This is a genomic window from Clostridium sp., from assembly GCF_047777555.1.
GTDB lineage: Bacteria > Bacillota > Clostridia > Clostridiales > Clostridiaceae > Clostridium_H.
The window spans coordinates 1-26,082 of the sequence record NZ_JBKEEV010000012.1; the positions used below are offsets into that span (position 1 = coordinate 1).

The window sequence follows — 26,082 nt, forward strand, 5'->3', positions numbered from 1 at the left end:
ATCAATTGGAAGAACATCCTTTAGATATGCACCTTTTTTTCCATCTTTAACAGTTGCTGTTATTGTCTTTGTATCACTATCTGTATTATTTACAGTAACATATTCGCTAGCTAATTCTTCAATTTGATCTTCTATAGCTTTAATTCCTCTTATAGCTAAAGGTACATATTCTACATCAGTATCAACTACTGCACCGTTAGCATCTCGGTTATAATCCTTATCAAATGCCCAATCATATACTTTATTTGTTTCAGTAGTAATTCCTAATCCTAAGAAATCAAGTGCTTCATCATAATCGCTTTCTTTTGCACTAAGTTTTAATTCAACTTTATCAGAATCAGAGCCCTTTGGGGTAACGCCAATTATTCTTACATCCTTATCATCAACCTTGAATAGATTAAAGTTATTATATATGTTAGTCATATCTTATTGCTTCTTCAAATGTTAATTCAACAGTAGCTGTTACGGTACCATCCTTTGTCACAGGATTATTGTCTGGATCAGTAACACTGAAGCTAGTTAATACTACTGCATCATCATAGTCATCTCTATCATCTATCTTAGTATTCTTTACAACATCATTATTATCATCAATTTTAGCTAATTCTGGAGCTATTTCATCCTTAACTATATAAGGAGCCTTAGCTAATGTATCACCATATTTGTTTTCTGATTTACTACCCTCAACTACAACTGCAACCTTCTTTCCATCATGTTTTCCGTCATATGATAATTGATCATCTTCTTTTAATGTATAAGTTACAGTTGTCTTTCCATTAGCTTTTTCAACCTTTGTAGAAGCTGGTGTTATCTCCTTTCCAGTTCCTTGTTCCTTAAGTTTTACATCATCTCCGTCAAACTTAACTTCATCATCAAATACTATCTTAATAGTTTCTCTATCTACAGCTACTGGCTCATCATTATCTTCATCTAATCCAATTGAAGCAGCAGATCCATTAACTTTTAATATCTCTTAGTAATCCAGTTCTATTTCCATTAGCATCTTCAACTTTATTTATATCTAATGTAAGAGTTGCACCTGTAAAATTAAATCGATCATCAAGATCCTCCTTATTTCCTGGAAGTCTTAATTCAGCTTTAGTAGCATTATCTACTGCTTTTACGCTAGCTCCATCATAATCTGATAAGTTAATCTCATAAGTCTTTCCAACCCTTAACTATTGTTAAATCATAGTTTTCAAGGTTGTTGATTGCATATCTGCTTCCATCAGCTAGCATCTTAGTATCAAAGTCAACAACTATCTTTTGATTGCTCTTTCCTGCATCATAGTATCTAACTGTTATATCATCTGCTTTAACTGCTTGTGTTTCTTTAGCTGTGAAAGTCTTAGTTACTTTGCTTATTTTATTTCCAGCTTTATCTTCAACATCTTCTACAGTTACTTCATACTTGTCTCCATCTTCTAATTCTTTTGATAGAGTTAAAGTAACTTCATCATCATCTGTCTTTTCAGCTTTAGAAATTCTAAGTTCTTTTCCATCTTTATCTTTAACAGTATAGTTTCCTTTATCTTCTGAAGATTTCTTTTCTATATCTTCATTAAATGTTATGATTATCTTATAATTTGAATCTTCATCTTGTTCAATCTTTTTGATTTCTGGTCTTTGATTATCTTTTACTACGTTAACTTTGATATTTAAATCATCGTTTTCCTTTTCCCATAAATCTTCTAAAACATCAGCATCTACAAATACATATGCTGTTTCTGGAAGTTGATAATCATCTCCGAAGTATAAAGTAACTTCATTTCCATCAATTTCTACAGCTTCAACTGTATTCTTGCTTGTAGTATGATAGAAGCTTTCAATTACATCATCACTTATCTGGTACATTTTTAAATCCTTCATAATCTGAATCATCTTTTGCACTTTCAGCAACTATCTTAGTGTAGTCTTCATAGTCAGCAAATTTAACATCTTTATTAAATACTAAAGTTATTTCTCTATCTTTAGCTTTCTTATAACCTTCAATTACTAAATCTGATTTATCAAAGTTTACTTTTGTTTCAAATTGAGCTTTCTTTAATGAATATCCAGCATAATCTTCTGCTTCTGATTTAACATCAACTGTTAATTCTTCTCCATCTTTTAAGTCACTATAAAGAACAATATTTAATTCTGTTCCATTGTTGATAGAAGTTAACCTTTTCTATTGAGTATTCTCCATCATTAATTTCAAAAGCATCTTCCATTTTAGCATATTAATTCTTTATCATCTTTGGTAGCAACTATTGGCTCGCTTAATTTTACTTTTATTGTTCTAATACCAACAACTTCTGCAGATGTAACTTCTGGAATTTCAAAGTCAGAAACTTTAAATTCTTTGCTTACTTCTGTTCCAGTAATATTTTCATCAAGAACTAATTCGTAAGAAGCTTGGTTTTGATAATCATCATCATCATCGCCAATTCTGTTATAGTCTACAGTTAATATAGCTTCCTTTGAATCTTCTTCTATATCAACGTCTGCAAATACATCTTCTACTTCATCGCCCTTAGAATTATTTAATGTATAGTTGTCTAAATCTTCTGCTTCGTCTCTTTCATCTTCAGTTAATGCTCTGTTAAATGTAACTTTAATTTGAGCAGCATTTATAGATTCAACTGAAACAACCTTTAAATCCTTCATCTTCATCAGTATCACCGTTAGGTTTAACTTCTTCACCTTTAACAACTACTCCATCCTTAACTACTGCTTTGTAAACTGTTCCTGGAAGAGCTGTTTCTTTAGAAGCTTCTGTAAACTTATTTACATCGAATTCTTCTCCGCCTAAGATTGCATCTTTAGCTGCTTCTGCTATAGCATTAGCATCGATGAATCCAGTTTTGTCATCGTGATAAGAAACTAAAGTAGCTCTAGCTGCGTCAAAGCTCTTATATAAAGCTGCACCTTCTTCGTTTCCTAGGTAATTTTCTACTGCTGATTCTTGTAATTCTGTTAAATCATAATTTAAATAAGTTCCTTCTGCATTCTTAACTACTAATCCATCAACCTTTGCTAATGCAGTTGTTCCTACTGCTGAAGCGATCAATGTTCCTATAGCAGCTGTTGATAAAACGCTAACTACTTTTTTATTAGCCATCTATAATTCCCTCCTAAAATCTTTTATATTTAAATCTTTATGATTTCAATTATTTTACTACTAATTGTGATTCAACTTGTTCTTGTGTTAAAGTCTTGTTAACAACTCCGATGAATACTTTTTCTCCATCTTTGTTTGTTCTAAGTTCTAATGCTGTTCCAGCAACTTCTACTGTATAATTTTCTGGAGTTGCAGTATCTAACTTAATTTGTACTAATGTTTGCATTGGAATTGCATTAGTATCTACTGTTACAATTTGGTGTGCTGGTATTTCTTTATCTTCATCTCCAGCTTTAGTAACTTCTGTATTTTCTACAACTTGGTCTTTAGTTAAAGTCTTATTAACAACTCCGATGAATACTTTTTCTCCATCTTTGTTTGTTCTAAGTTCTAATGCTGTTCCAGCAACTTTAACTTCATATTTTTCTGGAGTTTCAGTATCTAACTTAATTTGTACTAATGTTTGCATTGGAATTGCATTAGTATCTGCTGTTATTACTTCAAATGTTGGGATTTCTTCAACTGGTGCTTCAGTTACTGTAACAACCTTTAATTTGAATCCATCATATCCTTGTTTCTTAACAGCATCTGTTGGAGTATCATTCATTCCCCAAACGTCTACTAAATAAACACCTGGTTCTACGAATTTAATGTCATCTGCAGAACCTTCAGCAGTTTCATATCCATCTGGATCGTATGTCCATTCACCCTTTGAATTTAAAACATGAATTTTATAGTTGTCTTGTCCAACAATGCTTGCAAATTCGTTAACTGTGTAGCTATCTTTTATTTCTACATTAGTTAAATCTACTCTATTATCAAAATATCCATCTTTTTGGATTGAGAAATTCTTTGTAAAGTAGCTGTCATAATCTCCATTTTTGTTTTCATTAACGCCCTTTTCTCCTGCTCTCTTTACCCAGATAGAAGCTTTATATTTTCCAGCTTTTAATTTAGCAGCAGCTTGTGGCATGAATGGTTGACCAGCTTCAACAGCTTCTGAATATCCATTTGTTAATTCAGACCATTCTTTTGTTTCAAGGTTTTGAACCCAAATTCTGTATTGAACTTGTCCTTGGTAATCTTTAGCTGTAAGAGCAAATGTAAAGTCATCTCCTTCTTCAGCCATTGATATTGATGGTACTGCACGATAAACATTTGGTAAATTTTGTGCAGCTGTTTCAGCAAATGCTGGTGTGATTGTTCCTACTCCTGTAGCAACTACTACTGCTGCAAGAAGTAAACTCATCTTTCTTTTAATCACTTGTGTTCCCTCCCATTTTGATAGTTTATTTTTTATAAAATTATTAACTTTGTGTTGAATAATATATGTAAAATCGGGAAATATAAAAGTATAAGTAAATTATATTTCCTTGATATTACAGTCTTTTAGAATTTACCTTATTAAATTAATATTCTACAAAGATGTTACATTTCCTTTTTTATATTAGTAAAATATCATTATTTTACTAATATATTCATCAAGGTGTATATGTAGGATTTATTGCCATACTTAATATATTTTTTATTATATAGGTTTTTGTCCCATTTATCAACTATTAATGAATAAATTATTTATGGTAATTGTTACTATCTAATTGAGTATTTTTCCATTTTTATTTGATTAATATGGGATTATATCCATCTACAACTATATTTACGAATGAATTTAATAAAAAGTTCGAATAAATTTAATATTTTTTTTCATAAATTTTGCCTTATCGAATTGATTTTAAACTATTTTACCATAAAATTCAATAGAATATGGTATATTTTTTTCATTATGGCCTTGCTTTCCTAAAAATACCCTATTTATTGGATATATACCATGTATTATCCATTTCTTATAATATATTTTCATACCTTTTAAAATATTCTTATGCTCCTTCTTAAAACTTTCCTCATATAATATATGACTTCATTTTAAACTTATTCTGCTATACTCTATTATTTTCCTATTGCAATTTTACAATGATTTTCTACTTACTATCTATTTTTATCCTGCTGAAGTTTTAAATTCTCTTCTAAAGAATATTAATATTAGTAATTACAAAAAATACTTTATAATTAGGATTCATTTGAATCATAGTTATTTATATTAAAGAATTAAAGAAGGGGTTGTGGCTTTGTATAAAGGAAAAAATAGAAATGTTTTTTTTAAACTCATACATAAGCTTATAAAAGATGATATTTTTGCCTTAGCTTCTCAACTTGCATATAGTCTTTTATTATCCTTTTTTCCATTTTTAATTTTTTTATTTACCATAGCAGGATACAGTTCTGTGAGAAGCCAAGATGTTCTTATAAGTTTAAAAAATATTCTTCCTTATAATGCTTATAGTTTAATTTATACTACTGTAATTGAAATATTTGATTTTAAGAAAGGAAATCTATTATCCTTTAGCTTTATAGTTACAATATGGGTTGCTTCTTATGGTTTTAATGCTGTTATCAAAGCTCTTAACAAGGCTTATGAAGAGGAGGAGTGCAGACCTTTTTGGAAGCTTTATCTCATAGCTATTTTATGCACCTTTGCACTTACTTTTTTGATAATATTCTCTCTTTTTATTCTTGTGCTTGGAAATATAATAGGATATAAAATAAGTGCTTGGCTTTCTCTTTCTGTAAAGTTTCATTTTATATGGGACTTTTTGAGATACTTTTTAACTCTAATAATTATGACTTTTATTTTTGCGCTGCTCTACAAGTTTACTCCATGCAAAAGGCTTACCTTCTGGGATGTACTTCCTGGATCAGTCTTTGCCACCATAGGATGGGTACTATCCTCCATGGGATTTACTTTTTATGTAGATAACTTTGCCAACTACTCCAGACTATACGGCAGCATAGGAGCAGTGATTGCGCTTATGGTATGGCTATTTTTGACGTCGGTTATAATTTTAATTGGAGGAGAAATAAATGCTTTACTAAGCGAAGAGTGGAAACCCTAAAAAACTGCATTTTGCAGTTTTTTTATGGCTTTGTCATTAAACTGTAACAAAACAGAGATAATATATAAATAAATCAAAGGAAATTATAAAGTTTGTTTATATATATCAGGAGGGAATGTTTATGAGTAATTTTGGTGATGATTTTAATAAAGATGATTTTGTAGACGTAGAATCTTGGAAGGAAAGTGAGAATATTTCTTATAGCTATGATAATAGCAAAAAGAGTAAGCCAAAAAAAGGCATGGGAAAGAAATTTCTTTCTTATTTGATAGTTGGGGTTTTGTGTACTTCTTTAGGTGGTGTAGCATCTTCATTTGCTACTATAAAGTACCTTAATAGCAAGGGTATATCTTCATCAAGCACTGTTCAATCTAATTCTGGAAAAACAAATAGCAATACAGTTAAGACAAGTTCTAGTTCAGTACCTCTTTCTGTAACAAACATTGCAAAACAAGTAGGACCTGCTGTTGTAGGGGTTTCTACTAAGAGCATAACTACTTCAGATATGTTTGGGCTTCCTGAAACTCAAGAAGGAATGGGATCTGGAATTATATTTAATGAGGATGGATATATTTTAACCAATTATCATGTAATAAATGGAGCAAAACAGATAAATGTTATCTTTAATGATGGAAAACAGGGAAAAGAAATACCTGCTAAAGTTATTAACTATGATTCTTCTTTAGATCTTGCTGTTATAAAGTTAACTGAAGATGTAAATGTTCCTGCAGTAGCTGAATTCGGAGATTCTGACAGCGTTCAAGTTGGAGAAACTGCTGTAGCAATCGGTAATCCTCTTGGAAAACAATTTTTAGGAACAGTAACTGCTGGAGTTATAAGTGCAGTTAATAGAGAGGTAACTGTTGATGGCAAAACTCAGAAGTATATTCAAACAGATGCTGCTATAAACCCTGGTAATAGTGGTGGTGCTTTGGTTAATAGCTATGGTCAAGTAATTGGAATAAATACAGCTAAAATCGGCGGAAATCAAATAGAAGGACTTGGCTTCGCAATTCCTATAAATACAGTTAAGCCTCAACTTGAAAAACTTATAAAGCCTATTTTGAAGATTGGTATTAGTGCAACTGATATAACTAAAGAACTTTCTAAACAATATAATCTTCCTATAGGAGTCTATATTAACCAAGTACAAGAATTCAGTTCTGCTGAAAAAGCTGGTTTACTACCTGGAGACGTTATTACAAAATTTGATGGCAAAACAGTTAAAACCGTTGAAGAAATAAACACTATAAAACAAAATCACAATTCTGGAGATAAAGTAGAAGTACAAGTAATTAGAGATGGAAAGACTAAAAAACTTACACTTACACTTTCTGCATAGAAACATTATAGAAATAAATTGTGACAATCTTTAATATTATTCACAATCATATAATTTTTTAAAGTAAGATATCCCCAAGTGGAGGCGCCTATAGGCGCCTTTACTTCTCCACTTAAGAAAAATGCTGCGCATTTTTCTTATTTAGTGAAAAGTAAAACTTCACTCCATTTTCTGTGTTCTCTGCTCCAAAATCGCTGTTGTGAAGCTGTAGAATGTGTTTGACTATGCTAAGACCAAGTCCTGTGCCTCCTAGGCTTCTGTTTCTGGATTTGTCTATTTTATAGAACCTGTCCCATATTTTTTTCATTTCCTCTTCTTTTATTTGCTCGCCTTCATTTTCAATTTCAACAAAAATTTTATTATCTTTAGTTAGAGTTCTTACATATATATTACCCTTATCTTTGACGTGCCTTATGGCATTTGTAAGAAAGTTAGTTATTACTTCTTCAATTCTGTCCTCATCACCTAGCACTTCTAAATTTTTATCTACGGAGCTTACAATAGTAAAACTTCTGTCTGTATCCTTATGTCCTCTGATTTTTTCTAATCTCTTTATGGTTTCATTTATTGTCATATCCAGATAAAATTCATTCATTTCTATTTTAAAGTTCCCCGATTCAAGTTTGGAAAGCTCCAACATATCCGATACCATGTTTGCCATTTTTTCAGCTTCATCTATTATTACATCTAAATAATAATCCCTGTCTTCTCCCTGTACAATGTTGTCTTTTATGCCTTCAGCATACCCTTCAATTAAACTTATGGGAGTTTTTAATTCATGGGATACTGCTGCTACAAATTCTTTTCTCATCTTTTCAAGCTCTTTTTCTTTTTCAATGTCACGTAGAAGCTGTTCATTGGATTCTTTCAAAGAAGATAGAGCATCATTTAAGTTTTTAGATAGGAAGTTCAAAGTTTTTCCTAAGTTTCCTATCTCATCCTCTGTAGTTACTTCGCATTTTTCCGTAAAATCCAACTTTGCCATCTTCAAAGCTGCCTTGTTAAGTTTCACCAGCGGCTTTGAAATCATCTTGGAATATATAAATGCAAGTATTAATATAATAATTACAGCAGCTATATATACATATATGTAAAGCTCCTTCATTACTTTTACAGCCTCATCCACTGGCTGAAGAGAAGATACTGCAAATATTACCTTTACGGGAATATTATTAAAGGATACTGGAACAATAGATACTATGTTCTTAACATTATAATTGTGATCATTGAATATATAAGTCACAGTCTCCCCCTTCGTCTGCATATCTATAAATGCCCTAGGATTAGACGTCCATTCCTCTACCACTTTTTTTATTATATTTATTCTGTTTGAATCCTCCATCTTATCTTGCGAATCTGTTATATAACTTAAAAGCCCATTGCTTTCTAATATAACTATTTTTGCATTATTCTCCTCTTCAAAATTCTTTATGTTATTGAGAGTTTTTTCCATATCTCCAATGTTATCTACGTAGCTTTTTTCAAAGTTTTCAAGATTATTCTTTAGATTCTTAGTCTTTCTATCTGTATAAAAGTTTTGAAAGAACATAGATTGAAATAACATCTGTATAGTTATGAAGGCTGTAAAAAAAACTACGGTTATTACAAATAGCTTTAAAACGATGCTTTTTTTCATTCTTTCACCTCGAACTTATACCCACTTCCCCTTACAGTAACTATATAGTCAGCTTTGTGCTTTAATTTTTCTCTCAGTCTCTTTACATGAGTGTCAACAGTTCTAAGGCCTCCATAATAATCAAAGCCCCATACCTTATCCAAAATTATATCTCTGCTTAAGGATATTCCTTCATTGTCAGCAAAAAATAATAATAAATCATATTCTTTAGGAGAAAGCTGTATTTCCTCTCCATCTATTTTCACTTCATGAGAAAGGGAGTTAATTTCAAGGCCATTGAAGTTTCTTATTTCATTTTCCAACTTATTTTTCCCACTGCTCCTTTTTAAAAGAGCCTTTGCTTTAGCAACTAAAACCTTAGGACTAAAAGGCTTTGTCACATAATCATCAGCTCCAAGCTCATACCCTAGAAGTTTGTCTTCCTCCTCACTCTTTGCTGTAAGCATTATTATAGGTATATCAGAAACTTGCCTTATCTTATTACAAACTGTCCATCCGTCCATGTAAGGCATCATTATATCCAGTATAACCAAATCTACCTTATTATTTTTAAATAAATCTAAAGCCTTTATTCCATTGTCACCTTCTAATATATTAAATCCGCTGCCTTTAAAATAATCTCTTAAAAGTTTTCTCATTCTTTCTTCATCTTCAATTATTAGTATTGTTTCATTCAAAATATTCATTCCCCCTCATTCTTTAGATGATGGTCAATATTTACTGGATGCTTAGTAAAAATTTAAAATGTATTATATATTCCTATTGTACTCATACAATGAAAATTCTTCAATATTTCAAAAATCATCTTAAAAAATTTACTTGATGTGGAATTATATTTTTCATGGTAGAATAAGCTTATATAGTATGACTTTAATAGGTAGTACTTTTATTTATTGTTATACACTTTTTTATGCTTTTTTAATAAATATTGTAGCATTTTTATTTAATGTGCATAATAATATATGATATAATATAAGAAAAATGCAAAGCATTCTTCTTAGTATATGAACTTTTTATATAATAAAAAGGGGGATAACAATGACCTTCTGTGATGAGAACAATTTAGATATGATAAAAAATGATTTAAGGTATTTGCAGCTGCTTGCAAATCAGTATCCAAGTATATCTTCAGCTAGTACTGAAATTGTAAATTTGCAAGCTATTTTAAACTTGCCTAAAAGTACAGAGCATTTTATAAGCGATGTGCATGGAGAGCATGAATCTTTCACTCACGTCCTTAAAAATGCTTCTGGAGTTATAAAGCGAAAAATAGATGATGTCTTTGGCAATTCTCTAAGAGAAAGTGAAAAGGCTGCTTTGGCTACACTTATATATTATCCAGAGCAAAAAATCGAGCTGATTAAAAACACTGAGGAAGATTTAGAGGACTGGTACAAGATAAACCTTTATAGACTTATAGAGCTTTGTAGAGTGGTTTCTTCAAAGTATACCCACTCAAAGGTTAGAAAGGCACTTCCACAGGATTTTGCTTATGTAATTGAGGAGCTGCTTCATGAACATGATGGCACTGTAAACAAGCATGAATATTATAATGGAATTATTTCTACTATAATCGATATTGATAGAGCTGGTGAATTTATTATAGCTATTTCAAAAGTTATTCAAAGGCTTGCCGTAGATAGGCTTCACATTATAGGAGATATTTATGACAGAGGTCCAGGACCTGAAATAATTATGGAAGCCTTGATGAAACATCATTCTGTGGATATACAATGGGGAAATCACGATATTCTCTGGATGGGAGCTGCTGCTGGTTCTGAAGCTTGTATATGCAATGTGCTTAGAATAGCTTTAAGATATGCTAACCTATACACCATAGAGGATGGTTATGGAATAAACCTGCTTCCTCTTGCTACTTTTTCAACAGAATTTTATGATGACGATCCATGCAAAAGCTTTATACCTAGAGTTATTAATAAGGAATTAAGCGAAAGAGAGATTGCTTTAATCTCAAAAATGCACAAGGCTATAGCTATTATGCAGTTCAAGCTTGAAGGACAGATTGTTCAAAAGAATCCTGAATTTTTAATGAATGATTACCTTTTGCTGGATAAGATAGACTATGAAAAAGGCACAATTAATTTGAATGGAAAAACTTATGCTCTTAATGATAAGCACTTTCCAACAATCAACCCTAAGGATCCTTATAAACTAACTTCTCAAGAGGAAGAGCTTATAAAAAAATTAAAACATTCATTTATACACAGCGAAAAGCTTCAACGCCATATTCGTTTTTTATATACTAAAGGAAGCATGTATTTGATTTATAATTCTAATCTTTTATATCATGGGTGTATTCCTCTTAATGAGGATGGTTCTTTCAAGGAAGTAACAATTTCTGGGGTTAAATATAAGGGTAAAGCTTTGTTAGATAAGTTTGACCATCTTGCAAGAGAAGCCTTTTTCTTTAAGGATGGCTCTAAAGCAAAGGAATATGCCATGAATATGATGTGGTATTTATGGTGCGGCCCAGATTCTCCTGAGTTTGGAAAGCACAAAATGACTACTTTTGAAAGATATTTTATAGATGATAAGAAAACTCATGTGGAAAAAAGAAATCCTTACTATAAATATAGAGATAATGAAGATGTGGTTATTAATATTTTAAAGGAATTTAACCTAGATCCAAATACTTCTCATATAATAAACGGACATATTCCTGTAAAAACTAAAATTGGAGAGAATCCAATTAAAGCTAGCGGAAAACTTTTAGTTATAGATGGAGGCTTTTGCCGAGCATATCAGCCTGAGACAGGCATTGCAGGCTACACTTTGATTTATAATTCTTATGGTCTTTTGCTCAGCTCTCATGAGCCATTTTGCTCTATAGAAAAAGCCATTAAGGAAGAAAAGGATATTCTATCCTCTACCGTAATACTTGAACATGCTCTTTCGCGAAAAAGGGTTGCAGACACAGATATAGGAAGGGAAATTAAAAAGCAAATTAAGGAACTGGAAATGCTTTTAATAGCCTATAGAAAAGGTCTCATAAAAGAAGGGGCCACCATAAATGAATAATAGAACTTTTCAAATATTAAATTCAACTGATAATAAGCTTTTTTATGCGGAAAGTGGCTGCGGTTTTTTAATTTAAAACCGCAGCCACTTTTCACTGCTTACTACTATTTTTATACTTCCCACTCCACCTTATAATTTACAAGGTAGGCTGGATATTCAAATTCATACCATTTGTCTACTTCAACTTTGTTTCCTATTAATTTAAACTTAGGATATACATCTTTCGTAAGATCCATATCGTTTAATGTGTTGAATAGGAAAAGTCCCTTTACTCCTTTTTCATATGCCTCATGTGCTCTAAATAGGTATTCTTCTGCTGATACATATTCATTGTTTGGAATATATTTTCCTTGCTTCATTAATTCTTCTGTTTCAGGAGTTAAATCTTGTCCTTTAAGATTGGCTGTAACTCCTAGATAAAGTTTTACATTAGTTCCCTTTACCATCTCTACATATCTGTCAAAGTTAAAAAAGTCTTCATAGCTTATAACAGATGGTATGATTCTATTTACTAATCCTTCTTTTACCCAAGCTTCTATATCCAATCCATAGGATTCAGGATTTAAATATGGAAATCTTACTGTTATTTTCTTATCTGGAATTTCCCTTCTAACTTCTCTAATAAATGAGGTCATTATATATATCTTTTCTGCATGAGATGCTTCATTTCCCATAACATTAGGATATCTGCAAAAGTCTAAGGTTATTCCATCTAAGTTTTCCGTCATAGAAACCTCTTTTAGCACATTTAATATGTATTCTCTAAATTTAGGATAATAATAACTTAATGAAATTCCATTGCTCTGAAGGCAGTCGCCATAATTATCATATAAAGCTCCATTTAGGAACTTTGTAGAATCTGATGAATAAAAAGCTGCCATTCTTAAGGATGCATTAGTCTTAATCCCCATTTCATTGGCTTTTTTAGTTACTATCTCTAAAGGAGATTGACCTGAAATTAGCATATTTATAATCTGCTTTTTTGCCAAAATATCTCCATCTCTAACAACGGATTCATATTTGTAGAAATCTTTAAAAGGTATTCCAGCGTACTTGCTGTTATAGGTTAAGAGCCCTGTAGTACCTAATGTCCAATTTATCTCCTTAGCTCCTGTCTTAGAATACAAGTTTACAGGAAATTGCTGCAGGCTAGGCACATCCGGATATTTTCCCCAGAAGAAATCTGTGTATCCATCATTGTCATATACTACTCTCGAATATGAAGTATATTCATCCTCTTTATTATACAGCTTAACCTGTTCATCCTTTAGGGCTGCAAACTTTATGTAAGCTATTTCCGCCATCTTGCCGCTTATCGGAACTATGCTTATGCTGTCTCCATCAAAATTATCTGCAAAAGCAAAGCTTTCATTTATATATTTTGTGCTGTTATTTGCATCTTTTTCATATGGTATAACCGTCTCTTCTTTTTCATTATGCTTTACTTTAAAACCTTCTGTATCACTTGAATACCCTATATAAACTCCAAACCAGCCCTTAAATTTTACTGGAAGCTTTATCTCTTCAGCATTTTCCTTGTTAGAAATAATAACATATGGAGTATCTATATTAGTAAGCTTATATACAGTATAATTCCATCCGCTTTGTTTTATATCTTTATCTTCTAATCCTAGTAACTTGTCTACTCTATTAAATACATACTTTTTATTTTCTTCAGCATTTATATTATCTTCAGGATTTAAAATCTGCATGTCCTTAAAAGGTCCATCATTTTTTATTGTAAAGCTGATTTCTTTTTTATCTTTTAACCTTATATTAAACTTTGAATAAATGTTTCTTTCCACCATTAAAGTATACTTTTCTCCTTCAGCATATCCTCTAATTGGTGGTTTTACTAAAATAGTCTTTTCATCATCTGCAAGCTCCAGTCTTACTCTTACTTTTTTCCCTTTTGTGTCCAATACTTTTATGGAACCAATTGCTCCATCATCATATCGTATTTTTTTGTTGAAAGTTATCTTCCAAACCTTATCTTTTCCTACCTCTAGGTTATCTGCCGCTCTAGCATCTATTTTTGTGCCAATTACTAATAGAATCAGCATAACCAAAGGTAATATAATTTGTTTTCCTCTAATCCTCACATCCATCTCCTACTTTCATTGTTTGTTGTTTTTATCATCTATTGTAAATAACTTATTAATATTTTACCATATATTAATATGAAAATTGCAACAATTTATCATTTATTGTTCAATTTATATAAATTAGACGCTTCGCTTGTAAACTTTCATTCACTCAGCGAAGCGTGTAAATTTTTAAACTGCATTTTCTATATGACTTTTCTAACATTGAAAAGTGCATTTAATACAAGCCAGTTTTGAGGGAACCATCTTCCTATTGTCCAATAGCTCACTCCTCTAATTCTAAACTGATGAGCAAGTCTTAGTTTAACTTCTATACTCCTTGCATCCTCAAACCATACTACATGACGTCTTCCATCAGAGTCATAATAGTTAAAGAATGGTGCTTGAGCATCCTCATCATATTGTATTACCGCTCCTGTTCTTGCTGCTAAATCCACGGCTCCTGTATTAGATATGGTTCTAGCTGCTGTTCCTCTCCTGTACGGAAGAGTCCAATCATAGCCATAATTAGGTATTCCCATAAATATTTTATCCCTTGGTATTGCTGTTACAGCATAGTTAAGAACTCTTCTAACTTCATTTATAGGAGCCACTGCAAGAGGTGGACCATAGGTATATCCCCATTCATAAGTCATAAGTATAACATGATCAGCTAAGGCTCCATGAACTGGATAATCATGTCCTTCATAAAGCAAGCCCGGCTGATTTGCTGATGTCTTTGGTGCTAAAGCTGTGGTCACTTGATAACCTAAAGGTTTTAATCTGCTTGTAACCCTTCTTAAGAAGTCATTATATTTTTCTCTATCTTCTGGATAAATATATTCAAAATCTATATCCAACCCATAGTAGTTCTTGCTTCTTAGCATTTCTATAGCATTATTTATTAATGTATCTTGAAGCTCGGTACTATTAAATATAGTTCTTGCTAAATCGCTGCTAAAGCTACCTCCTTCTTCTATATTGGTAATAACTAAAAGGGGCGCTACATTTGCTGCTCTTGCTGCACTTATTAAAGGAGTGTCATTTATTGAAGATAGACTGCCATCTGGTCTTACCTCATGGCTGAATATACTTAAGTAAGTCAAGTAAGGAAGGGTTTCTCTTAAAATTTCCATATCTATACTTGGAAAAGCATACCCATTCACTTCAATGGTTCCAAGCCTTCTTGTAGGAGGAATGTTTATTACTTGTCCTATAGAAATTGATGATGGATCTGTTATTTCAGGATTAGCATCTAGTATGCTTTGCACAGTAGTTCCATATCTTCTAGCTATGGTATAAAGTGATTCCCCTCTTCCTACAGTATGTCTTATAGTCTCTCCCAGTATTACTAGGGTTTGACCAATTACTAGCCTTTCAGGATTTTCTATTTCATTATCTGAGATTATTTTATTAGGGGAAACCCCATACCTTCTGCCAATACTGTATATTGTATCGCCTGATCTTACAACATGTATAACCAAAAGTTACACCTCCAATTCATACTAGTTTAATATATGCTGGAGGTCTTTAATAGGTGATACTAAATAGCAATTATTATCAAACAACTAACAAGTAATATTATTTTAATATATTTATATAATTTGACCTTTATAGTACTGAGTTATAAGCTTGTCTAACCTTTGGCTTATCGTCAATACATACTCTGGAGAGGCATCGCTGTCTATAACAGCTTTATTTAATACTTCCCTCAAAACTTCAATTTCTTTATCAATGGCTTCTAAGTCTTTTACCTGCTGTTTAGACATAGCATCCCTCCTTATATTTATTCTATTTAGTTAATAATTATTAGTAATTATATCATATATATTATTGTATGTAAAATTCTGTTATAACATTTTATAAGTATTAGTTTTATGGAACTTAAATTATTTTAAGTAGATATACTATATTTTTCTCGTTTTTCATATAATTTCTTATATAGTAATTAGTGAGGTAGGAATTGTTATGTTTGTTGTAATTAAAAAATCAAAGCTTATTTTAACTCTTTTAATTATTACCTTTTTATCTTTTGGAGTATATTTTTTATTTCTCCATAACGCCCCTGTAGTTAATGCAGATAACAATGATGATGAAGTCACTAAAAAAATTGAAGAAATCTTTGAAATAAGAAACACTGCAATACTTAACGGAGATAAAGAGTCCATTGAGAAAATATACAATTTAAAGACAAAGTATGGCAGTTGGGCATACGAACATGAGATAAAAAAACTAAAATACCTTAATAACTGGTCTGAGAAACAAGGAGTAAAATTTATAGGAGTAAATCCTAAAGTAAGGGTACGAAAAATTAAAGGAGGAGACGGTGTTTATTCTATTAACCTATTTTGTACTACAGAATATATGTATGTGTATGAAAATGAAAATCCTATAGGTGAAGACACAGATAAGATTAACAAATTCAGAATTGGAACCTCTCACTCATTGACCTTGGAAAACAAAGATAATAACTGGTATATAACCCGTGAATGGTATACAGATCCTTTTGCAGACTCTTTAAATTTAGACAACATAAAGGCTGCAGATATAAAACAATACATATTGTCACAACCTGCCCGAGATCTTTCGGCAATAAATAAGAGAAGAATATCTGCTGTGGAATATGCTGATAGATACTGTGGAACTGCCAGTGAAGAGAAGTATGGTTTTAAATATAATACAAACTATAAAAACTTCAATCCACAGGGGGGAGATTGTGCAAATTTCGCTTCTCAAATCCTATTTGAAGGTGCAAATTTTAGAAAGAACAGGATTTGGAACTATTCTAAAGGTAATGGAACAAAAGCTTGGCTCAATGCCCAAGGATTTAAAGACTACATGTTAAACAGCGGCAGGGCCTCTGTAATTGCTTATGGAACTTACAACCAAGTATATAAAGCTTCTTATAAACTTCTTCCTGGTGATTTTATAGCCTATGAGAAAAAAGGTAAAGTAACTCACATATCTGTTGTAACTGGAGCTGATTCCCACGGCTACTCCTTAGTAAACTGCCACAACACAGATAGATACAGAGTGCCTTGGGACCTGGGCTGGAGCGATAAAAAAATTAAATTCTGGTTAGTTAGAGTACACTTTTAATTACTAATATGCTGAATTAAGCTTTTCTTAATTCAGCATATTCTTTATTTCTCCACTTTCCATTCTAAACTTTTTTAATTACCATCCTCCTGATGAGCCGCCGCCTCCGCTGTCTCCACCACCGAAGCCGCCAAAGCCGCCTTTTCCACCAAAACTTCCTCCTCCGAAGCCTCCATGACCTCCGCGGCCTCCTCTGCCGCCTCGTCCTCCGCCAAAGAAGGAGTTCCAAAATATAATGTCTAATAAAAATCTAAATACCCTTCCTCTATTTAATATCATATCTATTAAAAATAACCCTATTATAAAAAATATAAGGATAGGAGTTCCTTTTCCTTTCTGCACATTGTAATCATATTCTATTTTTTCATTTTTTTCTAAGGTTACTCCATATTCTTTTGCTATAAGATCTGCAAATATAGAATATGCTTTTCTTAATCCTTCTCCATAATTTCCATTTTTAAATTCTGGAACTGCTGCATCTTCCATTACCCTATTGCTAAGGATATCTGGAATTGCTCCCTCAAGTCCTCGTCCTACCTCTACTCTCCATCTCTTCTCCTCCATGGAAAGCAAAACTAAAAGTCCATTGTTCTTTTCTTTTTGACCAATTCCCCAAGCTCTAAATAATTCATTGCCATAACTTGATTCATCATTTCCTTCTAAAGAGTTTATAATTACAATTACAGCTTGAGCTCCTGTCTTATTTTCAAGCTCACTGCCTACGGACACTAAATATTCCTTTGTGTCCATATCCAATACATCAGCGTAATCATTTATATATTTTAAATTTGTAGGGGTAGGAAACTTGACCTCCCCTTTAGCACAACTAAAAGGAACAATGATACTTAGTATAATTATCGATAAGGGGAGCATAAACCTTATTAATTTTTTAGAAAATTTCATAAATTCATCCCCTTTTTAGTAATCACTTTCCTATATGGTTTACTAATCTTTATTTAGTAAAATCTACCTTTGGTACTTCCTTTGCTCCTTCTGCTGCTTTGTAGTATTGTTTTTCATCAAATCCAAAAATTCTAGCAGCTATACTATTTGGAAATCTTCTTATAGTCGTATTGTATTCGCTTACTGCTTTATTGTAATCCTGTCTTGCTATTTTAATTCTATTTTCAGTTCCCTCTAGAGCAACAGTTAAATCCCTGAAGTTTTGGTTTGACTTTAGTTCTGGATATCTTTCAACAACTACAAGAAGTCTAGATAAAGCTGATGAAAGTTCAGCATCTGCATTAGCCCTATCTTCTACAGTTTGAGCTCCTCCAAGCTTTGCTCTTGCCTCCACCACATTCCCAATAACTTCGCTTTCTTGTGAGGCATAGCCTTTAACTGTGTTAACAAGATTAGGAATTAGGTCATTTCTTCTTTGAAGTTCTGTATCTATGTTTGCTTCTACTGTCTCTACCTTCTGTTCTAAGCCTACCATTTTATTATAACTACTTATTACAGGTACAATTAATATTAAGATTGCAACTATTATGCCAATCAAAATCTTTTTCATTTAAATACCTCCTAATTTATTATGTAATAATATATTTTATGATATATAGAAAACTTTAATGTTCTTTTGTAATAATTTCACTTATTCCTAAAATCACTCCTATAAGCCAAGGAACTATGTAATAGCAAATTCTAAATGTTATTAATATAGCTGCAGCACTTTCACAAGGAGCTCCCATAGTTTGTAATCCTAAAATACATATTAGGTCATAGGATCCCATGCCTCCTGGTATAAAGCTCATTATTCCAGCTATAGCTGATACGGATAATATACCTATAGCTTCAAAGATTGTAATTTTTTTAGTAAAGGTTATGCATATAAAAAAGAATAATAATCCTACAGATATCCATTCTATAAGAGATGATGCTATTAATTTGTTTCTTAATTCCATTGTGTCCCTATTATATTCATTTATTCTAGCCATAACTTTTTTATTTAACCATTCCCATTTATATAAAAGAAAATATAAAGGAAGATACACTGCAAACCATATTACTCCAAGCCATAAAATCTTATATTTCATTAATATATCTCTTCCTTTTAATATATTGAAAATGATGAGCCAAGAAGCTGCAGAAATTCCTATTACCGTTGAAGGGGCTAGAATCACGCTGGCGTATACAGCTTCTTTTGAAGATATATTATTCTTTTTATAAAGCAATGTCCTTATTGCTGCTCCAGTCATTCCTGCAAAGCTTAAAAAATTGTTAAAAGTATTAGCTATCCAGGATATCTTCCAAACCTTAAAAAGAGAGAACTTATATTTAAGGTGTTTAATTAAAAAGTAATCATACAAGGTCATGGTGCTAACAGCCATTAATCCTAAAATAAATAAAACTATTATCCTGCCTGTGCTTAAACTAGATAGCAGATATATAACCTGATTTATATCATAATTTTTAAGTTTTTTCTTTGCTTCAAAATAAACGAAGATTAGTGCAGTAAAAGCTACCATTGCCTTGGCTAAATTTCCTTTTTTCACTCTTTTTCATCTCCATAAAATTCCTTTATTAAATATAACTTTCATACTTTTCTATACTTAATATTTATATTAAAGCTCTTTATTCAATTATATTTTTTATTAACATTTTTTTTATATTCATTTATAATCTTATAAATTCTATTAAGAACACACATAATAACATAACAAGAATATAAAAGAAAGTAAGTGAATTTACTTGTTACCTTTAAGCCATTTCTCTATAGCAAAAGCTCTCTATAAGAGCTTTTTAGAAAGCCTTAATATAGAATTAGATTTAAAGAGTTTTGTATACGGGTGCATTAAACCTGACTTTGCTCCAAGCCTTATTAAAATATCTCATTATAAAAATAAATCTTTTGATACAATATGTAATAGGATAAGTTTATTAGAAAGAGAACCTTTTCCCAAAACAAAAAAGGATTTAAAAAAATTTTCCATGGAACTAGGCATAGTTGCTCATTACCTTGCGGATTATTTTTGCTATCCTCATAACAACAAAAAATATAATTTTACGCCTATCCATTTTATATATGAAAATAGATTAGCTTATGTTTTAAGAAAAATTGATATAGAAGAGCTATCTTACACATTTTTAGTTTTCGCTGAAGACTCCTTCATAAATACAACCGAAGATTTAATTAATTTTATAAATAGAAAACATATGGATTATTTAAATAAGGATGGAAAGGTGTTTAAAGACATTGAATTTTCAGTAGAGATATGTGCTGTCGTGCTTTACAATATCTTAAAGAAAAATGCTGCGCATTTTTCTTAAGTGGAGAAGTGGAAGCACATATGGTGCGAATGGATGAGTACATAAGTTGAGCAGTTGAGAAGTGCAGAAGTGGAGGAAATTCGCCTATTTAAAAAAGAGCACAACTCTGCGCCTCCACCTAGAAATATTTCATTTGATAAAATTATATAAATATGAATAATGTTTTTAATATTGAACTTGAGTATGAGATTTGCATTGTAGAAAGCGTCGAACTAGCATTAGAGCTTCTTTGCGCAGTGAAGCTTTCCTAAATGCAAATCTCATATGGAATGTTCAATATTAAGAATTGTCATAATTTATTTCTAATCTGATATTAGTGGGTACAATTCTTTATCTTCCTTTTCGAGTCTATTTGATAGCACTTTAAGTACTTTATAAGTTTCTTTCTTAAATCCATCTATATCACTTAATATTTTGGTTTTAGTATTAAATTTATTCTTATAATCATTGAATACCAAAGCTATATTTCCCATTTCATTAGTATAAGCAGCTGCTATATTTTTTACCCTTTCGTTACCTTCTTTCAATAGGTCTGGATATAAAAACTTGTCCTCTGAATCTAAGTGAATTCTTACTTTTCCTGATAAAATATTTATGTTTTTTGCTATTTCACCAGCATCATTTTCAATATTATTGCGATTTATAAGGCTATTTATAGAATTAACTAATTCTCTAATTTCAACATGCTGTCTTTTTAAGTTTAATATATTTCCCATCTCTTGTCCTCCAATCTGATAAATTCTCAATTTATCTATGTGTACATAATACTACTATGATAGGAAAATATATGTAACATAGGTTACCATCTATAAGAATTTTGCAGGACAAAATTTTAGTTAAAATAAAAAGGGCTTTCGCCCTTTTTACACTCCATTTAAAGTTAAAATTTTTAATTTTTTAATTCTATTCTTATCTATATCTTCTATTATAAACTTGATATTGCCACACTCTATTGTTTCACCTTTTTTAGGGAATCCCCCTATTTCTCCTATTACATAGCCTCCTATAGAGTCAAAGTCTTCTGATTCTATGCTTGTTCCAATCATTTCATTAACAAGTTCTATTTTAGTACTTCCATCAACTATATACTCATCCTCTTTTATAACTTCGATTTCGTTATGCTCATCCTTATCGTACTCATCTTCTATATCTCCAACTATTTCTTCAACTAAGTCTTCCATGGTGACAATTCCTGCAGTACCACCATATTCATCTAAGACCACAGTCATAGCAACTCTATTTTTTCTCATTTCATCAAATAACTCTGTAGTTGGCTTATATTCATAAGTAAAGTAAGGCTCTATCATATATTTATTTATATCAAACTTTTCCTTCGAGATATCAAAGAAAGCTAAACTTTTAACGTGTAAAATACCAATAATATTGTCTGTAGTTTCTTTATAAACAGGTAATCTTGAAAACTGTTCTCTTTTGAATACATCTATAATTTCTTCATAAGTTGAGCTTACCTCAATTGCTATCATATCGGTCCTTGGAACCATAACATCTTTAACTTGAGAGTCTCCAAACTCAAAGACATTGTATATCATTTGCTTTTCTTCAACTTCTAGTACTCCTTCTTCATGACTCACATCAACTATGGTTTTTAGTTCTTCTTCTGTTATATATGGCTTGCCCATTTCTACCTTGCCGCCAAGCAATTTAACAATTCCATTGGTCAAGTAGTTAAATATAATGGTGATAGGATTTAATATGATTGTAATTATATTGATTAATCCTGCAACCTTTAGAGAAATATTTTCAGAATTTCTAGCCGCAATAGACTTTGGAGTTATTTCTCCAAAAATTAATACTAGAATAGTCATCATTGCTGTAGCAATACCTACTCCTTTTTCTCCAAAATGCTTTATTGCAATTGAAGTTGCTAGAGCTGATGCTCCAATATTTACTACGTTATTTCCTATAAGAATAGCACTTAGTAGTTTACCTGGATTTTCTACTAATTTGCTTACTACTTGAGCTCCTTTAACTTTTTCATCTACCATATGTCTTATCCTTATTTTACTCAATGACATCAATGCAGTTTCTGATGCCGAAAAGAAAGCAGATGAACATAAAAGGATAACCAATGTAATTAACTGCCACGTACTGTCTGAATCCAATGAAAACACACTCCTATATTTTTTATTTTAGATTAATTATATCATAAAATCCTAATAATTATAAACTAAGATTAAATTAATATATATTCATAATTGTTCTTCTCCATAGTTTATAATTATGTAGTTTAGCAGCTTGTTGCTATATTCTTTCTTAAATAGTTTTTCATTGCAATTAAAAAAGGAACTCTTTTCATAGAAATTCCTTTTTCATGTCAATACTTTCATCTTTTTTATTCTATTTTTATCTATATCTTCTATTATAAATTTTATATTATCCCGTTCTAGAACTTCCCCTTTCTCTGGAAATCTTCCCATTTCTCCTATAACAAAGCCGCCAATAGAATCAAAGTCTTCTGATTCTATGTGTGTTCCTATCATCTCATTTACTAAATCTATTTTAATGTTTCCATCAATTATGTATTCATCTTCTTTTATTACCTGTATTCCAATATCATCTTCATCATATTCGTCTTCAATCTCACCTACTATTTCTTCAACTAAATCTTCCATAGTAACTATACCTGCAGTTCCGCCGTATTCATCTAACACTATAGTTAAAGATTCTCTGTTCTTTCTCATTTCATCAAATAATTCTGCGGTTTTTTTGAATTCATATGTAAAATATGGTTCCCTCATAACTTTGTATATGTCAAAACCATCTCTATCTACAAAAGCTAAATTTTTTACATGTAATATGCCTATAATGTCATCAATGCTTTCTTTGTATACTGGTATTCTTGAAAATTGTTCTTCTTTAAATGTATTTATTATTTCATCATAAGTTGAAGTTACTTCTATTGCAACCATATCTGTTCTAGGAACCATCACATCTTTCACTTGAGAGTCTCCAAATTCAAATACATTATTGATCATATTCCTCTCTTCACTTTCCAGTACTCCTTCTTCATGGCTTACGTCAAGCATAGTTTTTAACTCTTCTTCAGTTATAAAATGTTTCACTTTATCAATTTTAATGCCGAATAATTTTAAAATCATATTTGTTATGTTAGTGAACACTATGGCAATTGGACTCAATATTATTGTAAGAAAGTGTATATACTTTGCTACTCCTAAAGATACTTTTTCTGGATTTCTTGTTGCTAAAGACTTAGGAGTTATTTCTCCAAAGATCAATACCAATATGGTCATTATTCCTGTAGCAATTCCTACACCTTTCTGTCCAAATTGACTTATAGCAATAGATGTAGCTAAAGCAGAGGAACCTATATTTACTACATTGTTTCCTACAAGTATAGAACTTAGCATTCTTCCTGGATCTTCTATTAGCTTTTCTATAATTTTTGCTCTACTAACATTTTCATCTACCATTTGTCTTATTCTTATCTTACTCAAAGATGTTAAAGCGGTTTCTGAAGCTGAAAAAAAAGCCGATAAAGCTATAAGAATTATTAAGACCACTAATTTCATTAGAGTATTTGAATTCAAAATATAATACACCTCCAGTGCCTTTTAGTAACCACATTCTTTATCATATTTTATCCATTTATTAATATAATAAACTGTATTTATATTAAAGGAGGATTAAATTTGAAGTTTTTGATTCCCGAAAATGCCCTGCTCCTTGAACACAGGTTTTGGCTTCAAGTTCTTGGAGACCATTCTCGTTTTATTTTAAATGCTCTATCTCCAGAGGAAAAAGAAAAAATAGAAACAGCTAAGGGCTTTATTGTTTTATTTGATGATCTTCTTAATGAGGCTAGAAAAAATCTGTCCAGTCAATCTATAATAGAGCTTACAGAAAAATCTCTTGAAGCTGCACAGAATATCAGATCCTTTAAACTTCAAATAATTAAAGAGCTTATAACAGGAAACATAAAAATAGAACTTCCGCCTACCTTTATAAATCATAGTTAATGAAGTTGAGGAATATTTACGTGTTCTCAGCTTTATAACACAGGAACAGATATATTCTGTAAACCCTATTTATCATCATCTTCTGTGGCTTCCTGATGCAGCTGGCCATGCTGGAGCTATCAATGATAATTTAGATAAGATTGAAAAATCTCTAAAAGAAATAAGTAATAGATTTGCTGAAACTTTTGACAGTATGCATATACGTGCTGCTGAACTATATGGATATATGAGAACTGGTGTTATGGATTTTCCTGCTCTTAATAAGCTGAATATGGATGTAGAAAAAGAAATGACCTTATTTAATGGCTTTTTGAAAGAGTTAGAAGCATTGATTAGAAGCAAAGAAGTTCTTGGAACTATTGCTCCTCTTTTAATAGATCATATGTATAGAGAAGAGTGTTACTATTTAACTAAGCTTTCCCAAGTTTCCGATGTTACTCAGCCTAAATGCGACCCTGCTAAAGAAAGAAATGAATAGAACTTAATGAAGAAATCATATTTATACTGGTAGTATTTATAAATAAAACTCTCCATTATTGAAAAATATTAATTCTAACATGGAGAGTTTTTTTATTAGTATAGATGGTTTTTTTAATTTCTATATATACTTTTTAATTTCTATATATACTTTTTAATTTCTATATATACAATCTAGTTCCAATTCTTCTATCATATTCAGACCAAGTATCTGGTGCTGTAATTTCTTTAACTGAAGCTACCTTATTCATGGTTGCATCTACATAGTCAGCATAATGAACTATAAAGGCTTCCTCTGTGTTAGGTGCTTTTGGAGAACCAAACTCTGGTTTTCCATGATGCTGAACTATACATCCTCTAAGTCTATGTTTGAAATCATCGCTGTATATATCTCCTCCTGCTTTGAAGGCTTCTTCTATCATACTCATTCCTATGACTATATGACCTTCCATCTCACCGCGCATTTTTACTGAAAAAGGACCATCAGAATAGTACTCTTCTATCTTTCCAATATCATGAAGCTTTGCTGCAAGAATTGCGATTTCTTTATATCTGCAGTCATATCTATATGCCATTACTTTTGCCATATAAGTTACATTTAATGTATGTTCTGCAAGTCCTCCTCTATAATTGTGATGCTGCCTTAGGCCTCCTATGCCCTTTTTAAACTCCTCAACAAAATCCTTATTTTTAAAGAAGTAATCATTTAAAGCTATTGTTTCTTTACTTTTAAATTCTTCCTTAGATATTGTTTCTAATTCATTCATAATATCATCTATAGGTCTTTTTACACATGGAAGATAATCTTCTATATCATATTTTTCTTCTTTTCTAAATTCTTTTACTATCAGTAGGTTTTCAAATACTCCTTTAACCCAAATTACATCTCCTACTTCTAGTATTCTTTCTCTATCTAATATGGATGCTTTTAAATCTCCAGTCTTATCTCCTATAAATGCTATAAGATTATCTCCGTCTGTACCAACCTTTTTCATTATCATAAAACTTGTTTCTAAAACTGCATCTCTATTTACATCTTTAGTAAAAATAGTCTTCATGTATTAATCCTCCTGTTGAAAATTA

General features: G+C 31.2%; 24 protein-coding genes. 7 read left to right on the top strand and 17 right to left on the bottom strand.

Features of this window, described 5'->3' with window-relative positions; translation table 11 throughout:
• The 5 genes from ACFWTK_RS12425 to ACFWTK_RS12445 form a co-directional block, all read right to left on the bottom strand.
• The coding region (locus ACFWTK_RS12425; RefSeq protein ID WP_415876286.1) for a hypothetical protein at positions 1-423 on the bottom strand (423 nt) is incomplete at its 3' end.
• 732 nt (positions 424-1,155) lie between these two features.
• Entirely contained in the window at positions 1,156-1,854 is a 699-nt protein-coding gene (locus ACFWTK_RS12430; protein WP_415876287.1) for an Ig-like domain-containing protein, read from the bottom strand.
• Positions 1,855-2,214: 360 nt separating this feature from the next.
• Positions 2,215-2,655: a hypothetical protein gene (locus ACFWTK_RS12435; protein ID WP_415876288.1), complete on the bottom strand. Its 441-nt coding sequence runs from the start codon at positions 2,653-2,655 to the stop codon at positions 2,215-2,217.
• Positions 2,621-3,103: a hypothetical protein gene (locus ACFWTK_RS12440; protein ID WP_415876289.1), complete on the bottom strand. Its 483-nt coding sequence runs from the start codon at positions 3,101-3,103 to the stop codon at positions 2,621-2,623. Before ACFWTK_RS12440 ends, ACFWTK_RS12435 begins: the two co-directional genes overlap by 35 nt.
• 49 nt (positions 3,104-3,152) lie before the next feature.
• Positions 3,153-4,367, bottom strand: coding sequence for a hypothetical protein (locus ACFWTK_RS12445; RefSeq protein ID WP_415876290.1), 1,215 nt, complete (start codon positions 4,365-4,367; stop codon positions 3,153-3,155).
• 862 nt (positions 4,368-5,229) lie between these two features.
• Here ACFWTK_RS12445 and ACFWTK_RS12450 point away from each other — a divergent pair.
• Both ACFWTK_RS12450 and ACFWTK_RS12455 read left to right on the top strand, forming a co-directional pair.
• On the top strand, positions 5,230-6,054 hold the full coding sequence (locus ACFWTK_RS12450) for a YihY/virulence factor BrkB family protein (protein WP_415876291.1): 825 nt from the start codon (positions 5,230-5,232) through the stop codon (positions 6,052-6,054).
• Between the two features lie 121 nt (positions 6,055-6,175).
• Positions 6,176-7,396: a S1C family serine protease gene (locus ACFWTK_RS12455; RefSeq protein ID WP_415876292.1), complete on the top strand. Its 1,221-nt coding sequence runs from the start codon at positions 6,176-6,178 to the stop codon at positions 7,394-7,396.
• Positions 7,397-7,508: 112 nt separating this feature from the next.
• Here the strand turns inward: ACFWTK_RS12455 and ACFWTK_RS12460 are convergent, their stop codons facing one another.
• Positions 7,509-9,032 (bottom strand): ATP-binding protein, encoded by a 1,524-nt coding sequence (locus ACFWTK_RS12460; RefSeq protein ID WP_415876293.1) that lies wholly within the window; start codon positions 9,030-9,032, stop codon positions 7,509-7,511.
• A complete protein-coding gene (locus ACFWTK_RS12465; protein ID WP_415876294.1) occupies positions 9,029-9,709 on the bottom strand; it encodes a response regulator transcription factor in 681 nt (226 codons plus the stop codon). The genes ACFWTK_RS12460 and ACFWTK_RS12465 overlap by 4 nt, the downstream gene beginning before the upstream one ends.
• Before the next feature lie 361 nt (positions 9,710-10,070).
• Between ACFWTK_RS12465 and ACFWTK_RS12470 the strand changes: the two genes are divergently transcribed.
• Complete coding sequence (locus ACFWTK_RS12470; protein WP_415876295.1) at positions 10,071-12,071, top strand: fructose-1,6-bisphosphatase; 2,001 nt, start codon at positions 10,071-10,073, stop codon at positions 12,069-12,071.
• A gap of 110 nt (positions 12,072-12,181) precedes the next feature.
• Here ACFWTK_RS12470 and ACFWTK_RS12475 read toward each other — a convergent pair whose 3' ends face one another.
• From ACFWTK_RS12475 to ACFWTK_RS12485, 3 genes are all read right to left on the bottom strand, one after another.
• Positions 12,182-14,173 (bottom strand): hypothetical protein, encoded by a 1,992-nt coding sequence (locus ACFWTK_RS12475; RefSeq protein ID WP_415876296.1) that lies wholly within the window; start codon positions 14,171-14,173, stop codon positions 12,182-12,184.
• A gap of 188 nt (positions 14,174-14,361) precedes the next feature.
• Positions 14,362-15,639, bottom strand: coding sequence for a LysM peptidoglycan-binding domain-containing protein (locus ACFWTK_RS12480; RefSeq protein WP_415876297.1), 1,278 nt, complete (start codon positions 15,637-15,639; stop codon positions 14,362-14,364).
• Positions 15,640-15,750: 111 nt separating this feature from the next.
• Positions 15,751-15,924, bottom strand: coding sequence for a Spo0E family sporulation regulatory protein-aspartic acid phosphatase (locus tag ACFWTK_RS12485; RefSeq protein WP_415876298.1), 174 nt, complete (start codon positions 15,922-15,924; stop codon positions 15,751-15,753).
• A gap of 199 nt (positions 15,925-16,123) precedes the next feature.
• Here ACFWTK_RS12485 and ACFWTK_RS12490 point away from each other — a divergent pair, with 199 nt between their 5' ends.
• Positions 16,124-17,254 carry an amidase domain-containing protein gene (locus tag ACFWTK_RS12490; RefSeq protein WP_415876299.1) on the top strand — a complete coding sequence of 377 codons (1,131 nt, stop codon included), beginning with the start codon at positions 16,124-16,126 and terminating at the stop codon, positions 17,252-17,254.
• Between the two features lie 78 nt (positions 17,255-17,332).
• Here ACFWTK_RS12490 and ACFWTK_RS12495 read toward each other — a convergent pair whose 3' ends face one another.
• From ACFWTK_RS12495 to ACFWTK_RS12505, 3 genes are read right to left on the bottom strand one after another with little or no spacing between them, the layout of a single operon-like run.
• Complete coding sequence (locus ACFWTK_RS12495; RefSeq protein ID WP_415876300.1) at positions 17,333-18,157, bottom strand: TPM domain-containing protein; 825 nt, start codon at positions 18,155-18,157, stop codon at positions 17,333-17,335.
• A 49-nt stretch (positions 18,158-18,206) separates the two neighbouring features.
• Complete coding sequence (locus ACFWTK_RS12500; RefSeq protein WP_415876301.1) at positions 18,207-18,767, bottom strand: LemA family protein; 561 nt, start codon at positions 18,765-18,767, stop codon at positions 18,207-18,209.
• A gap of 55 nt (positions 18,768-18,822) precedes the next feature.
• On the bottom strand, positions 18,823-19,749 hold the full coding sequence (locus ACFWTK_RS12505; protein ID WP_415876302.1) for a flippase-like domain-containing protein: 927 nt from the start codon (positions 19,747-19,749) through the stop codon (positions 18,823-18,825).
• A 196-nt stretch (positions 19,750-19,945) separates the two neighbouring features.
• Here ACFWTK_RS12505 and ACFWTK_RS12510 point away from each other — a divergent pair, with 196 nt between their 5' ends.
• Positions 19,946-20,524 (top strand): zinc dependent phospholipase C family protein, encoded by a 579-nt coding sequence (locus ACFWTK_RS12510; protein WP_415876303.1) that lies wholly within the window; start codon positions 19,946-19,948, stop codon positions 20,522-20,524.
• Positions 20,525-20,826: 302 nt separating this feature from the next.
• Here the strand turns inward: ACFWTK_RS12510 and ACFWTK_RS12515 are convergent, their stop codons facing one another.
• From ACFWTK_RS12515 to ACFWTK_RS12525, 3 genes are all read right to left on the bottom strand, one after another.
• Positions 20,827-21,240, bottom strand: coding sequence for a hemerythrin domain-containing protein (locus ACFWTK_RS12515; RefSeq protein ID WP_415876304.1), 414 nt, complete (start codon positions 21,238-21,240; stop codon positions 20,827-20,829).
• Positions 21,241-21,387: 147 nt separating this feature from the next.
• Positions 21,388-22,647: an HlyC/CorC family transporter gene (locus ACFWTK_RS12520; RefSeq protein WP_415876305.1), complete on the bottom strand. Its 1,260-nt coding sequence runs from the start codon at positions 22,645-22,647 to the stop codon at positions 21,388-21,390.
• A 207-nt stretch (positions 22,648-22,854) separates the two neighbouring features.
• A complete protein-coding gene (locus ACFWTK_RS12525; RefSeq protein WP_415876322.1) occupies positions 22,855-24,075 on the bottom strand; it encodes an HlyC/CorC family transporter in 1,221 nt (406 codons plus the stop codon).
• Between the two features lie 120 nt (positions 24,076-24,195).
• Between ACFWTK_RS12525 and ACFWTK_RS12530 the strand changes: the two genes are divergently transcribed.
• Together ACFWTK_RS12530 and ACFWTK_RS12535 are read left to right on the top strand one after the other, a co-directional pair.
• Positions 24,196-24,522 (top strand): DUF2935 domain-containing protein, encoded by a 327-nt coding sequence (locus tag ACFWTK_RS12530; RefSeq protein ID WP_415876306.1) that lies wholly within the window; start codon positions 24,196-24,198, stop codon positions 24,520-24,522.
• 118 nt (positions 24,523-24,640) lie between these two features.
• Positions 24,641-25,000 (top strand): DUF2935 domain-containing protein, encoded by a 360-nt coding sequence (locus ACFWTK_RS12535; RefSeq protein ID WP_415876323.1) that lies wholly within the window; start codon positions 24,641-24,643, stop codon positions 24,998-25,000.
• Between the two features lie 160 nt (positions 25,001-25,160).
• Here ACFWTK_RS12535 and ACFWTK_RS12540 read toward each other — a convergent pair whose 3' ends face one another.
• The gene (locus ACFWTK_RS12540) at positions 25,161-26,057 is read right to left on the bottom strand and encodes an HD domain-containing protein (protein WP_415876307.1); all 897 of its coding nucleotides are present in this window, start codon (positions 26,055-26,057) and stop codon (positions 25,161-25,163) included.
• Positions 26,058-26,082: the final 25 nt, after the last annotated feature.

Bases quoted from the DNA above. Each gene is read 5' to 3' on its own strand.
- ACFWTK_RS12430 (WP_415876287.1), bottom strand. From the start codon at position 1,854: ATGTACCAGATAAGTGATGATGTAATTGAAAGCTTCTATCATACTACA.
- ACFWTK_RS12435 (WP_415876288.1), bottom strand. From the start codon at position 2,655: ATGAAGATGAAGGATTTAAAGGTTGTTTCAGTTGAATCTATAAATGCT.
- ACFWTK_RS12440 (WP_415876289.1), bottom strand. From the start codon at position 3,103: ATGGCTAATAAAAAAGTAGTTAGCGTTTTATCAACAGCTGCTATAGGA.
- ACFWTK_RS12455 (WP_415876292.1), top strand. From the start codon at position 6,176: ATGAGTAATTTTGGTGATGATTTTAATAAAGATGATTTTGTAGACGTA.
- ACFWTK_RS12460 (WP_415876293.1), bottom strand. From the start codon at position 9,032: ATGAAAAAAAGCATCGTTTTAAAGCTATTTGTAATAACCGTAGTTTTT.
- ACFWTK_RS12470 (WP_415876295.1), top strand. From the start codon at position 10,071: ATGACCTTCTGTGATGAGAACAATTTAGATATGATAAAAAATGATTTA.
- ACFWTK_RS12485 (WP_415876298.1), bottom strand. From the start codon at position 15,924: ATGTCTAAACAGCAGGTAAAAGACTTAGAAGCCATTGATAAAGAAATT.
- ACFWTK_RS12490 (WP_415876299.1), top strand. From the start codon at position 16,124: ATGTTTGTTGTAATTAAAAAATCAAAGCTTATTTTAACTCTTTTAATT.
- ACFWTK_RS12495 (WP_415876300.1), bottom strand. From the start codon at position 18,157: ATGAAATTTTCTAAAAAATTAATAAGGTTTATGCTCCCCTTATCGATA.
- ACFWTK_RS12500 (WP_415876301.1), bottom strand. From the start codon at position 18,767: ATGAAAAAGATTTTGATTGGCATAATAGTTGCAATCTTAATATTAATT.
- ACFWTK_RS12515 (WP_415876304.1), bottom strand. From the start codon at position 21,240: ATGGGAAATATATTAAACTTAAAAAGACAGCATGTTGAAATTAGAGAA.
- ACFWTK_RS12525 (WP_415876322.1), bottom strand. From the start codon at position 24,075: ATGAAATTAGTGGTCTTAATAATTCTTATAGCTTTATCGGCTTTTTTT.
- ACFWTK_RS12540 (WP_415876307.1), bottom strand. From the start codon at position 26,057: ATGAAGACTATTTTTACTAAAGATGTAAATAGAGATGCAGTTTTAGAA.